Consider the following 12,834-nt stretch of genomic DNA (forward strand, 5'->3'; position numbering starts at 1 on the left):
ACATTTTGTCATGCGCTGACGACCCATGCCCCTTCGTACCCTGTTTATGGCCGAGCAGCTTTGAAACCTGGAAACCGGAAAGCTTGCAGATGTTGAACTGGAATGACCTGACGCAAGACTGGGACGCAATGTATTCGCGCGCCAAACGGCGCTTTCCAAACCTGCGCGACAAGGACAAGCCGCTGTTCAGCAAGGATCGCAAAGGATTTGAGGCTTACCTTGCAGAACGTCACCACCTGACAGTGAACGAAGCCCACGAAGAGCTTGAGGACTTTCTGTTCACGGAAGGCCTGAACCGAGAATTCAGCCGGTCGTTAACTAAGTGACGTCACCCAAAGGATCGTCGCGTCTTCGTCGCTGACAGACACCACGTTGTGCCCCATGCTGCCGTCGTAATAGGCGCTGTCGCCGCGGCGCATTTCCACAGGTTCATAAAACTCGGTGTACAGACGTACAACGCCTGTAAGCACGTAAAGAAATTCTTCCCCGTCGTGGCGAACCCAACCCTCGAACTCGTCCATCGACCGCGCCCGCACACGCGCCCGATAGGGCAGCATCTGCTTTTTCGTCAGCGTTTCGGCCAGCAACTCGTGCTCGTATGTCGTCGTGGGATGGGCTGTGCCCTCTCCCATCCGGGTGACGGCCATACGGCCAATCACCTGTTCCCGCTGTGGCGGGGTGAAGAGCTGGGGCACTGAAATCTCAAGCCCGGTCGCCAGCTTTTTCAGCGCATCATAGGTCGGAGACATCTGGCCATTTTCGATTTTGCTGAGTGTCGAACGCGCCAACCCTGCCTGAGTTGCCGCTTGTTCCAACGTCCATTTGCGCGCCTTGCGCAGCTCGCGCACGCGGGCGCCAAGGTCCAGCGGCTCAACCTCCGCGGGCTCGCCCGAGTCTCGGGCCAATCGGATCAGGGATGTCTGTTCGTGCGTACTCATGTGCAATTCTATAGGGCTAGGTTGACCTGCTTGCAACGGAACAGACGTCGCGTTAGCCAGTCGCTATGCTTTCTGTCTTCGATCAAGGCCCTGCTTTGGCCTGTCCATCCCCGTTCAATCTGGCGGCGCATGTATTGCGTCAGGCCAATCGGCTGGCCGACAAAACCGCCCTGTCAGTTGTCGGGTCGACCAAGGCGGAACACTGGTCATACGCACAGTTGAAACGCGCCATTCTTGGCACCGGAACTGGTTTGCTGCAGTCCGGCTTAAACCCCGGAGACATCGCTTTGATGAGGCTGGGCAACACGGTCGACTTCCCCATCGCCTATCTGGGTGCGATATCGGTGGGGATCGTACCTGTGCCGACCTCGTCCCAATTGACCGAACCCGAAACCGCAAAGATCATCCAAGACCTAAAGCCAGCAGCCGTTCTGCGTGACCTGACCGTGGCCTGCGCCAACCATCCTGTGCAGATCACTTTGCCCGATCTGACCGCCATGCGGGACCTGTACCCAGCCACATTCCAGATGGGCGATCCAGAGAGGATGGCTTACGTCGTCTATACCTCGGGCACCTCTGGGAAACCTCGGGCTGTCGCACACGCCCATCGCGCAATCTGGGCCCGGCAGATGATGGTGGATGGGTGGTACGGTCTACGCGAAAATGACCGCCTGTGCCACGCCGGAGCGTTCAACTGGACCTACACATTGGGCACGGGTTTGATGGACCCGTGGACGATCGGCGCGACAGCGTTGATCCCCGAGCCCGGAACCGATCTGTCCACCCTTCCTGCGCTTCTGCGTGACCACCAAGCCACTATTTTCGCGGCCGCACCGGGTGTCTTTCGAAAAATCGTCGGAACGACCGATCAGCTAACCTTGCCGCACCTACGGCATGGGCTCTGCGCAGGTGAGAAGCTGTCGCCCACGCTTCATACACAATGGAAACACGCCACAGGGACCGAACTGTTTGAGGCCTATGGCATGTCCGAATGCTCGACCTTCATCTCGTCCAGCCCCGAACACCCCGCGCGGGGTGAGGCCTTGGGCCAACCGCAGCCCGGCCGGCGCGTGGCCATCCTTGGGCCAGATGGTCCAGTCCCGCAAGGAACCGAGGGCACCATCGCCATCCACCGCTCGGATCCTGGCCTGATGCTAACCTATCTGAATGCCCCGGACGAAGCGCAGGCGCGGATGCAGGGCGATTGGTTTCTGACCGGCGATCAGGGCGCGATGGCTGTGGATGGGCAGATAACTTATCTGGGCCGCGACGACGATATGATGAACGCGGGCGGGTACCGCGTGTCCCCTGTCGAGGTTGAGGCCGTGCTGTCACAATACCCCGGCATCACGCAGGCAGGTGCCGCCGCCGTCGAGGTGAAACAGGACACATTCCTGATAGCAGCCTTCTATACAGGCCCGGAAAAGCTGGACGAAGATGCCCTGCGCACCTATGTGGAAGCAAATCTGGCGCGCTACAAGCAACCGCGCGCCTTTATCCACCTGCCCGAGCTGCCGACTGGCGGCAATGGCAAACTCCTGCGCCGGGCGCTTCCGGCCTATTTCAAGGCGACCACCGAATGACCCAGACCGTCAAACTTGACATCATGTCCGACCCGATCTGCCCGTGGTGCTATATCGGCAAGACCCATCTGGACAAGGCGCTGGCCGCGATCCCAGATCACCCCTTTGTCATCGAATGGCACCCTTTCCAACTGAATCCAGACATGCCCGACGAGGGCATGGGACGCCGCGAATATCTGGAACGCAAGTTTGGCGGCAAAGAAGGTGCTGTCCGTGCCTACGCCCCGGTTGTTGAGCACGCTGAAAACGCTGGCCTGAAAATCGACTTTGAAGGGATGAAGCGCACTCCCAACACGCTGGACGCCCACCGCCTGATCCACTGGGCCGGGATCGAAGGGAAACAAAACGCGGCGGTCGACGCACTGTTCGACGCCTATTTCGTTCAGACACGCGACATCGGAGATCACGAGGTTCTGGCGGACATCGCCGACGGTATCGGTATGGACGCTGCGATCGTGCTGAAACTGCTGAAATCAGATGCTGATCGTCAGGACATCAGTGACCGCGACACGCATTCGCGCCAGATGGGAGTGAACTCGGTCCCGACCTTCATCGTCGCCAACCAGCACGCGGTTCCCGGCGCCCAACCTCCTGAAATGTGGGAGCGCGTGATCGGTGAAATCATGTCTCAGCTTGAGGCTTCCCCTGCAAATTAGCACAGCCCTCTGTGCACATTTAGTCTCTGGTGCCACCTGACCTGCCGTGATAGCGCGATCAGGTCAGGAGGGCACAATGGCCGGTCGTATGTCACGAGGAGAGTTCGTCGCACTTGTCGCGATGATGTTCGCAACAATCGCGTTCTCGATCGATTCCATGCTGCCCGCCCTGCCCGAAATCGGCGCGCAGCTCAGCCCGGATGACATCAACCAAGCGCAGTTGATCCTGACCTCATTCGTTCTGGGGATGGGGATCGGGACATTCTTTACCGGTCCGCTGTCTGATGCATTCGGGCGTAAACCTGTCATCTACGTCGGCTCTGCACTGTATATTCTGTCGGCGGCGGTGGCATGGTCCAGTTCCTCGCTCGAGATGTTGCTGATCGCACGGATTTTTCAAGGTATCGGCTGTTCCGCCCCGCGCGTTGTCGCGATGGCAATTATTCGGGATCTGTATTCCGGCCGCGAAATGGCCCGTATTGTCTCGATCGCGATGATGATCTTTACGCTGGTTCCAGCCATCGCGCCAATGATGGGCGCCGGAATTATCGCACTGACCGGATGGCGCGGAATTTTCGCGTCTTTCGTGCTGTTTTCGCTGATCACAATCGTCTGGATGGGGCTGCGCCTGCCGGAATCTCTGGCTGCTGAAAACCGACGCCCTTTGCGTCTGCCGCTGATGCTGGACGCAGCGCGCCAGATGTTTGCACATCCAACGGTAAGGGTTTCGATTATGGTGCAGACCCTGTGCCTTGGGATGCTGTTCACCATGCTGACCATGGTGCAGCCGATCTATGACATCATCCACGACAGCGCCGAAAGCTTTCCCTTCTGGTTCGGTTTCGTGGCGCTTATGTCCGGCTCCGCCAGCCTGCTGAACGCAGCCCTTGTCATCCGTCTGGGAATGCGCCGGATTGTGACGTGGGTTCTGGGTGCGCAGATCGTTTTCACGACTTCGGTCATCGTTCTGAACAGCATGGACCTGTCACCGACCCTGTCATTCGCCGTATTCGTTAGCTGGCAAACCGCCGTATTCTTTATGGCGGGCATGACCATGGGCAACCTCAACGCCATCGCGATGGAACCTATGGGCCATATCGCTGGCACGGCGGCCTCGGTCATCGGAGCGATCTCAACGGTTCTTGCCGCGGCGATCGCTGCACCCATTGGCCTGCTGTTCGACGGATCAATCGCACCTTTGGCAACCGGGATACTGACGATGAGCACACTGGGTTTTGGCCTAATGCTGCACATGGGTCGGATCGAAAACAGATTGCCAGCCTGATCTGTGCACCCCCGGTGAATCAGGTTAACCTCCGCTCAACCCGAGTGGAGATTTTCAATGAGCGACTATTACGATCTGGGAACCCATACCTGCACGGTCACCACCGCCTCGGCCGAAGCGCAGCTGTGGTTCGACCGCGGGTTGGTCTGGACCTACGGCTATAACCACGATGAGGCCGTAGCCTGTTTCCAGCGAGCGGTCGAAGCCGATCCGAATTGCGCAATGGCACATTGGGGCGTCGCCTATGCCGCCGGTCCCAACTATAATGTGCCGTGGAATCTGTTGGATGACCGCGGCAAGAAGAAGGCGCTGACGTTGGCATTTGACGCGACGCAACGGGCGCTTGCTTTGGTCGATGGCTGTACCCCAGTCGAGCAGGCACTGATCCACGCCCTGCCCACGCGTTATCCGCAGGACGACCCAACAGATGATATGCACCAATGGGACTATGACTTTGCAGACGCAATGCGCGCGGCGTTTGCTGAACGACCCGACCATCTGGACCTGCGTACCATCTATGTTGAATCGCTCCTGAACCTCACGCCTTGGCAGATGTGGGACCTGAAGTCGGGGAAACCAGCTGAGGGTGCTGCGACGCTTGAAGCCCAAAAAGCGCTGGAAGATGCGATGGCGAACGATCCAGCAGCCATGTCTCATCCCGGTCTTCTCCATCTATATGTGCACCTGATGGAGATGTCGCCAACCCCCGAAAAAGCGTTGAAAGCAGGGGATGTTCTGCGAACATTGGTGCCTGATGCGGGCCATTTGGTGCATATGCCCACCCATATCGACGTATTGTGCGGTCACTATCAAAACGTCGTTCATTGGAACGAAAAGGCGATCGAGGCAGACCTTAAGTATTACGAGCGCGAGGGCGCTTTCAACGTGTACACAGGCTATCGCCAGCACGATTATCACTTTGTCATCTACGGCGCGTTGTTTCTGGGTCAGATCGAGCCGGCCCTGCGCGCCAATCAGGGCATGTGGGACACCACACCCGAAGAGATGCTGCGCATCGAAAGCCCGCCAATGGCGGACTACTTCGAAAGCTATATGTCCATGGGCCCTCACATCCTGATCCGTTTTGGCCGCTGGGAAGAAGCCAAGGCGCTTGAGCCACCAGAAGACACCGACCTGTTCCTGACCCTGACCGCGACGGCCTACTATGCCCGCGCCATCGCTTTTGCAGCGACGGGACAGGTGGCCGAAGCCGAGGCCGAGGAACAACTTTTTCTTGCTGCCAAGGCCCGCGTCCCCGACACCCGGCTGATGCACAACAACCGTGTTACTGACCTGCTGGAGATCGCGCAGGAGATGCTGAGGGGCGAGATTGAGTACCGCAAGCGTAATTACGATGTGGCCTATGCCCATCTGCGACGCTCGGTCGAGTTGGACGACAACCTGCCTTATGATGAGCCGTGGGGCTGGATGCAGCCGACCCGTCACGCATTGGGCGCGTTGTTGTTCGAACAGGGCCACACTGCCGAAGCTGAAGCTGTTTATCGCGAAGATTTGGGACTGGGCGGCACTCTTAGCCGCGCCTCGATCCATCCCGACAATGTCTGGAGCCTTAAGGGGTTGCACGATTGCCTGAAAGCGCGTGGCGAGGTCGACGAGATCAAGCAAATCAGCCTAAGACTGGATCTGGCACTTGCCCGCGCCGACCGTGCCGTCGGCGCATCCTGCTTTTGCGCGCAGGCGGCGATGAAGGCCGCTGAATGAAGCCCCTTCTGCTTGTTGCCGCCTTTACCTGCGGCCCGGCGCTGGCGGATCGCCAGACCTTTCCCCCTGTGGATGAGGCTGACCAAGACCCAAGCCTTTTGGCGTTTCGGGCCGAGTTGTTGACCAAGGTCAAAGCGCGTGACGCTGACGCGGTCATCGCTGCGGCCTGTCCTGACATTTATCTTAGCCACGGCGGGAATGGTGGCCCCGAAGAGTTCCGAGATCTTTTGGCCCCCGATCCGGCCACCGTGTCGGACCAAGGAGGCGAGGCCTATTGGTCCGATCTTGAAAACACCTTGTTACAGCCCGGCTATTTCGACGAGGACGGTGAGTTCTGGATGCCGCATCAGTGGCAGATCACCCTGCCCGCCACGCTAGACCCTTATATGGCTTATTTCGTCAATGCTACGGACGTGACTCTGCGCCAGTCTCCAAACAGGGGCGCGCCTATTCTGGATCTGATCAGCCACGAGGTCGTTATCGTCCGGGACTATTCCGAGATTGACGAATACCAGCAGGTTTTGCTGACCGATGGCGGCCAGGGCTACATGCACAGCATGTTCCTGTGGCCGATGGTCGGGTATCGCGCCGCATTCGCCAAGTCAGAGGGCGGTCAATGGCAATTATGCACCTTCGTCGCCGGTGACTAAGGCGTCACCGGACCGAGCAATGTGATTTAGGTTTTGGCCTTTTTCTCGGCCATAACCTTTTCGGCCAGGTCCCGCGCAATAGAGAAGGCACCTTTGATCTTATCGCTGTCCTTCTTCCAGTCACGCCGCACGACGATCTTGTTGTCTTTGACCTTAGCCAACCCGCGCTGGTTCTGGATGAATTCGACCAATCCCTGAGGTGACGCGAATTTGTCATTGTGGAACTGGATCGTCGCGCCCTTTGGCCCTCCGTCCAGCTTGGCAATACCCGCGCGTTTGCACATGGCTTTGATGCGCACGACCAGCATCAATGTGTTCACCTCTTTCGGCAATTTTCCAAATCGGTCAATCAGTTCCGCCGCGAATCCTTCCAGTTCAACCTTTGTCGACAGCGATGACAGGCGACGATAGAGGCCCAGACGAACATCCAGATCGGGCACGTAGTCCTCGGGTATCAGAACGGGTACGCCCAGATTGATCTGCGGGGCCCATTGGTCGTCGCTATCTGACAGCCCCTCCATCTCTCCGGCTTTGATCTTGGCAATCGCCTCTTCCAGCATCGACTGGTAGAGTTCATAGCCCACATCGCGCATTTGCCCCGATTGTTCTTCGCCCAGTAGGTTACCCGCGCCACGAATGTCCAAGTCTTGGCTAGCCAGCGTGAACCCCGCCCCCAGTGTATCCAACGAGCCCAGAACGCGCAGACGTTTCTCGGCCGTGGCAGTCAGCTTCTGGCGCGGGTTTGTGGTTAGATAGGCATAAGCGCGGGTTTTTGAGCGCCCCACCCGACCACGGATTTGGTACAATTGGGCCAGACCGAACATATCCGCCCGATGCACAACCATCGTGTTCGCGGTTGGGATATCCAGCCCACTTTCTACAATCGTTGTGGCCAGCAGAACGTCGTATTTGCCGTCGTAAAAGGCGTTCATTCGGTCATCAAGCTCGCCTGCCGCCATCTGTCCATGGGCGACCACATAGGTCAGCTCTGGCAATTGCTCCTTCAGGAACTCTTCGATCTCGGGCAGGTCAGAGATGCGTGGAACGACGTAGAAGCTCTGCCCGCCGCGGTAGTGTTCGCGCAGCAGGGCCTCGCGGATCGTGACCGCGTCGAATTCGCTGACATAGGTGCGGATCGCCAGACGGTCGATGGGTGGCGTGCCGATGATCGACAGGTCGCGCACGCCGGTCAGCGAAAGTTGCAGGGTGCGCGGGATCGGCGTGGCGGTCAGGGTCAGAACGTGGATATCGCTGCGCAGCTGTTTCAGGCGTTCTTTGTGGCCGACGCCGAAATGCTGTTCCTCGTCGATGATCAGCAGGCCCAGATTGTTGAACCGGATGCCCTTGGCCAACAGCGCGTGGGTGCCGATCACGATATCGACCGTGCCGCGCGCCAGCCCGTCGCGTGTTCGCTGAGCGTCTTTTGCGGAGACAAACCGCGACAACTGCCGCACCTCAAGCGGGAAGCCCCGGAAGCGTTCTTTGAAGCTGGCCGCGTGTTGGCGGGCCAGCAGGGTGGTTGGCGCGATCACCGCCACCTGCACGCCCGACATGGCGGCGACAAAGGCCGCACGCATGGCGACCTCGGTCTTGCCAAAGCCGACATCGCCGCAGATCAGACGATCCATCGGTGCGCCGGAATGCATATCCTCCATCACCTCAGAAATCGCGCGCAACTGATCGTCGGTTTCCTGATAAGGGAAACGGGCGCTGAATTCCTCCCACGCATGGGGCGGAGGGTCCATGATGGGGGCTTTGCGCAAGGCCCGTTCGGCTGCGATGCGGATCAGCTTGTCCGCCATTTCGCGGATACGCTCTTTTAGCTTGGCCTTTTTCGCCTGCCACGCGCCGCCGCCCAGACGGTCCAGCAGACCTTCGTCATGGCCGTATTTGGACAGCAACTCTATATTTTCGACCGGCAGGTACAGTTTTGATTGCTCGGCATATTCCAGCAGCAGGCATTCATGAGCGGCACCGGCGGCAGTGACGACCTCCATCCCCATATAACGACCGATGCCGTGATCCACATGCACCACAAGATCGCCGGGCGTCAGGGATTGGGTCTCAGTCAGGAAGTTCTCGGCCTTGCGGCGTTTCTTGGGCTGACGGATCAGGCGATCACCCAGCACGTCCTGTTCGGCAATCACCGTTAGGTCGGGGGTCTCGAACCCATGCTCCAGCGCCCAGACGGCCAGATGCAGGCCGCGTTTGCCGACGCGGGTGCCATCGGTGACGGGGATCGCCTCGGCCAGCCCTTCATCCTCGATCAACCCGGTCAGACGTTCGCGCGCGCCTTCGGAATAAGACGCGATCAGCACCGGGCCTTTGGCCATTTTGTCGGTGATATGCGCAGCTAGGGCACCAAATAGGCTGATGTTTTCCTGCTGCCGTTCGGGTGCAAAGTTTCGACCGATCCGTCCGCCTGCGTCGATCACGCCCGGTCCGCTGGCTTGTGGCAGGGGGCCGAACTGCAGAACCCGCCGGTCGCCAATCGCCTGTTCCCACGAAGCATCGTCCAGATACAACAATCCGGGTGGCGTCGGCTTATACACCGTATCCATGCGCGATCGGTTTTCCAAAGCCAAACGCCGGGTTTCATACTGATCGGCAATCGTATCCCACCGCGCAAGACGTGCGGGCGTCACCTGATCATCCAGCGAGATCGTCGCCCCCGGCAGGTAATCGAAAAGTGTCTCCAGCCTTTCGTGAAAGAACGGAAGCCAATGTTCGACACCTTGATGTTTGCGCCCCGCACTGACGGCCTCGTACAAAGGATCATCGGTCCCCGCCGCGCCAAATTCGATGCGGTAGTTCTGGCGAAACCGAGTAATGGCGGCCTCGTCCAGAATAACCTCGGACACCGGGGCCAATTCCACGACCTCAAGCTTTTCGGTCGTTCGTTGTGAGACTGGATCAAACCGGCGCGCACCGTCCAGAACATCGCCGAACAGGTCCAGCCGCACGGGGCCGGACTCACCGGGCGGGAAAATGTCGATGATGCCACCGCGAACCGCATAGTCACCGGGTTCCATCACGGTTGGGCTTTGGGTAAATCCCATGCGGACCAGAAACGCACGCAAGGCCTGTTCATCGACACGATGATTCACACGTGCGGTAAAGGCAGCTTGTCTTAGCACGTCCCGCGCCGGAACGCGCTGTGTTGCCGCGTTCAGGGTTGTCAGCAAAACGAAACGTTCTGGCATCTGATGGACCAGAGCTGCCAATGTCGCGACTCGCGCCGCCGCAATATCCGCATTTGGCGACACCCGATCGTATGGCAGGCAATCCCAGCCGGGAAACACAAAAACGGGAACGTCCGGTGCGAAGAAAGCCAGCGCCGCGCGCATCGCTTCCATCCGCTTGTCATCACGCGCGACATGACAGACCGGACCGCCGCTCCGGGTCATTTCGTTCAGAACAAGCTGTGCGTCAAACCCTTCGGGGGCGCCGCCAACCGTCACATGGTTCGGAGCCGTCATCGCCTTGCCTTTCCGAATTCTCTATCCCAGAACGCCGATGGAAAAGTTCTGATACATACCCCAAAGCGATGTGATCAAGATCGAAATTATTCCAACGATCTGCGTATAGATTCTGCATCGCGTGAGAATTTTTGACACGACATCCATGCCCGGTTCGGTCCGTTGTAACTTGCGCGCAGCGGAAATGTTGATCAGCATCACCACACAAAGCGGAAACAAAAGCAGAAAGACCGCCTGAGCGAACTCAACTCCGTAGAAAAACCCAAGTATCGCCAGTCCGGTAAAGAAAAAGCAACTTAACGCCAAAATGACCAGCCCGGACACATCCACGATGTATAAAAGCCGGTTCTTGTTGATCCTGACGACGTCCAACAGGTCTTCTTCAGCCTGCCCACCGATGCGGCGTGCGCGAACGACCAGGTCATAAGGAACCCCCATGGCCCAGTGGCTGGCCGACGACCATAGAACGGCCAAACCGATCCAATACCAAAGGTTGGAAAAGCTGCGCATGTCGATGAGTTCAAAAATCGAAGAGTATAAGTCCACGCGTCAGCCCTTTGTTCACTGTCCTTAGGGACCCTCTTCGCATAGGCGCGTCCATCGTTACCCTTGAGACTACGCGGAATTCATGCCACCCAATGCGGGAATATTCAAGGAGAGCGCGACATGAAACCGACCATCGCCCCTTTTCCATTGGCTCGTTTCCGTAGAGCGCGGCAATCTCAGGCCATTCGGGGTCTTGTGCGCGAAAACACACTGACCACAGATGACCTGATCTGGCCGGTATTTGTGCGCGACGGCGAAGGGATTGAAGAACCGGTTCCTTCTATGCCTGGTGTTGTACGTCGGTCCGTCGATCTGATTGCGAAGGCTGCAGTCGAAGCACAAGCACTTGGAATACCTGCGATCTGCATCTTTCCTTACACTGACCCCAGTCTGAAAACCGAAGACTGTGCCGAGGCGTGGAATCCCGACAACCTGTCGAACCGCGCCATTCGCGCCATCAAATCCGCAGCTCCGGATATTGCTGTCATGACAGATGTGGCATTGGACCCCTACAACATCAACGGTCATGACGGGTATGTCGTCGATGGCGAGATTGTGAACGATGAGACGGTTGAGGCGCTGGTGAAGATGACGCTGGCCCAGGCCGACGCGGGTGCTGACATCATCGGGCCATCTGACATGATGGACGGCCGGATCGGGGAAATGCGCCGCGCGCTGGAATCCGCAGGCCACCAGAATGTGATGATTCTGAGCTACGCCGCCAAATACGCCAGCGCCTTCTATGGTCCGTTCCGAGATGCAGTTGGCGCGTCTGGTGCGCTGACGGGTGACAAGAAGACCTACCAGATGGACCCGGCCAATTCGAACGAGGCCATGCGCCTGATCGAACGTGATCTGACGGAAGGAGCCGACATGGTCATGATCAAGCCGGGCATGCCCTATCTGGACATCTGCCGACGCGTCAAAGACACGTTCGGCGCCCCCACTTATGCCTATCAGGTGTCCGGTGAATACGCGATGATTCAGGCCGCTGCGCAGAACGGCTGGATCGATGGGGAAAAGGTCATGCTGGAAAGCCTTCTCGCGTTCAAGCGCGCGGGATGTGACGGCATCCTGACCTACTTTGCCCCAGAGGTCGCCCGGCACCTTCAGGGCTAAGACCTCAAACTGTCGCGATAATTCGCCTATTGTGATCGGGGGTGATGCAGCTTTCCCGTGACACGTGGACTCAATAGGCGTATCCTCGCCCACAAGATCGGGAACACCCGACAACTCAGGCAGTCATACAGAGAAAAAACATGAGCAGTTCCAATCCCATTCGACTAAGTCGTCGTGGCTTTGCCTTTGGCATGGCCGGGCTGACCCTAACCGCAGCTTGCGGCAACGGTGTCGGCAACTCGAACGCGGCAACGATCGACGCGCGCGTCGATGCCACGCTGACCGAAATGTATTCACGCTATCCGAACACGGTGGAAATCGCAGAAAAAGCCAACGGCATGCTGGTCATGCCCTTGATAACCGAAGCCGGGTTCGTTTTTGGCGGCGGTTATGGCCGTGGCGCATTGCGGATCAATGGCGCAACCGTGGACTACTATTCTGCCGTAAAAGGCACCGCTGGATTGCAGGTCGGGGCACAGCAATACGCCCACGTCCTGTTCTTCATGACACAGGACGCGCTGAATGACTTCCGTCGTTCCAGCGGATGGACGGCTGGCGCGGATATCGGCTACGTGGTCAGCGATCAGGGCGACTCTCTTTCGACCAACACAACAACGTTGCGCTCCCCGGTACTGGCCGCCGTTTTCGGTCAGGCGGGTCTGCAGATCGGCGCAACCGTCGATGGCACGAAATACACTCGGATCATCCCGTAACACAGCACTAACCCCCTCAGTGCTTAACCCCTACCATGGACGTATCTCTGTGGCAGGGGTTTTTCTTTGCGACGTTGCGCAAAGATACACAATCTTCCGGCGTTCCTCTTTCGGTTGGGATGGGCTTCTACTAATCTGACGCC

11 protein-coding genes are annotated in these 12,834 nt (G+C 58.4%); 8 read left to right on the forward strand and 3 right to left on the reverse strand.

Going from position 1 to position 12,834, the window contains the following annotated elements; translation table 11 throughout:
• Positions 1 to 89 precede the first annotated feature (89 nt).
• Complete coding sequence (locus tag GOX75_RS05715; protein WP_171121584.1) at positions 90 to 326, forward strand: hypothetical protein; 237 nt, start codon at positions 90 to 92, stop codon at positions 324 to 326.
• Here the strand turns inward: GOX75_RS05715 and GOX75_RS05720 are convergent.
• Positions 315 to 938, reverse strand: a complete 624-nt coding sequence (locus tag GOX75_RS05720) for a helix-turn-helix domain-containing protein (protein WP_171121585.1) — start codon at positions 936 to 938, stop codon at positions 315 to 317. The two genes, GOX75_RS05715 and GOX75_RS05720, sit on opposite strands and share 12 nt — an antisense overlap.
• Positions 939 to 1,003: 65 nt before the next feature.
• On the opposite strand from GOX75_RS05720, the gene GOX75_RS05725 reads away from it, so the two are divergent.
• The 5 genes from GOX75_RS05725 (at position 1,004) to GOX75_RS05745 (ending at position 6,834) form a co-directional block, all read left to right on the forward strand.
• Positions 1,004 to 2,521, forward strand: coding sequence for a class I adenylate-forming enzyme family protein (locus tag GOX75_RS05725; RefSeq protein ID WP_171121586.1), 1,518 nt, complete (start codon positions 1,004 to 1,006; stop codon positions 2,519 to 2,521).
• Positions 2,518 to 3,177 carry a DsbA family oxidoreductase gene (locus GOX75_RS05730; RefSeq protein ID WP_171121587.1) on the forward strand — a complete coding sequence of 220 codons (660 nt, stop codon included), beginning with the start codon at positions 2,518 to 2,520 and terminating at the stop codon, positions 3,175 to 3,177. The genes GOX75_RS05725 and GOX75_RS05730 overlap by 4 nt, the downstream gene beginning before the upstream one ends.
• A gap of 76 nt (positions 3,178 to 3,253) precedes the next feature.
• A complete protein-coding gene (locus tag GOX75_RS05735) occupies positions 3,254 to 4,462 on the forward strand; it encodes a multidrug effflux MFS transporter (RefSeq protein WP_171121588.1) in 1,209 nt (402 codons plus the stop codon).
• Between the two features lie 57 nt (positions 4,463 to 4,519).
• Positions 4,520 to 6,184: a hypothetical protein gene (locus GOX75_RS05740; RefSeq protein WP_171121589.1), complete on the forward strand. Its 1,665-nt coding sequence runs from the start codon at positions 4,520 to 4,522 to the stop codon at positions 6,182 to 6,184.
• On the forward strand, positions 6,181 to 6,834 hold the full coding sequence (locus GOX75_RS05745) for an SH3 domain-containing protein (RefSeq protein ID WP_171121590.1): 654 nt from the start codon (positions 6,181 to 6,183) through the stop codon (positions 6,832 to 6,834). The genes GOX75_RS05740 and GOX75_RS05745 overlap by 4 nt, the downstream gene beginning before the upstream one ends.
• A gap of 26 nt (positions 6,835 to 6,860) precedes the next feature.
• On the opposite strand, the gene mfd is transcribed toward GOX75_RS05745, so the two are convergent.
• The gene (mfd, locus tag GOX75_RS05750) at positions 6,861 to 10,313 is read right to left on the reverse strand and encodes a transcription-repair coupling factor (protein ID WP_171121591.1); all 3,453 of its coding nucleotides are present in this window, start codon (positions 10,311 to 10,313) and stop codon (positions 6,861 to 6,863) included.
• A gap of 21 nt (positions 10,314 to 10,334) precedes the next feature.
• On the reverse strand, positions 10,335 to 10,859 hold the full coding sequence (locus tag GOX75_RS05755) for a component of SufBCD complex (protein ID WP_171121592.1): 525 nt from the start codon (positions 10,857 to 10,859) through the stop codon (positions 10,335 to 10,337).
• Between the two features lie 120 nt (positions 10,860 to 10,979).
• On the opposite strand from GOX75_RS05755, the gene hemB reads away from it, so the two are divergent.
• Together hemB and GOX75_RS05765 are read left to right on the forward strand one after the other, a co-directional pair.
• Positions 10,980 to 11,978, forward strand: a complete 999-nt coding sequence (hemB, locus tag GOX75_RS05760) for a porphobilinogen synthase (RefSeq protein WP_171121593.1) — start codon at positions 10,980 to 10,982, stop codon at positions 11,976 to 11,978.
• Positions 11,979 to 12,118: 140 nt separating this feature from the next.
• Positions 12,119 to 12,691 carry a YSC84-related protein gene (locus GOX75_RS05765; protein WP_171121594.1) on the forward strand — a complete coding sequence of 191 codons (573 nt, stop codon included), beginning with the start codon at positions 12,119 to 12,121 and terminating at the stop codon, positions 12,689 to 12,691.
• Positions 12,692 to 12,834: the final 143 nt, after the last annotated feature.

Origin of the sequence: Ruegeria sp. HKCCD7251 (assembly GCF_013031165.1) — a bacterium.
In the GTDB taxonomy this organism is placed as follows: Bacteria; Pseudomonadota; Alphaproteobacteria; order Rhodobacterales; family Rhodobacteraceae; genus Ruegeria.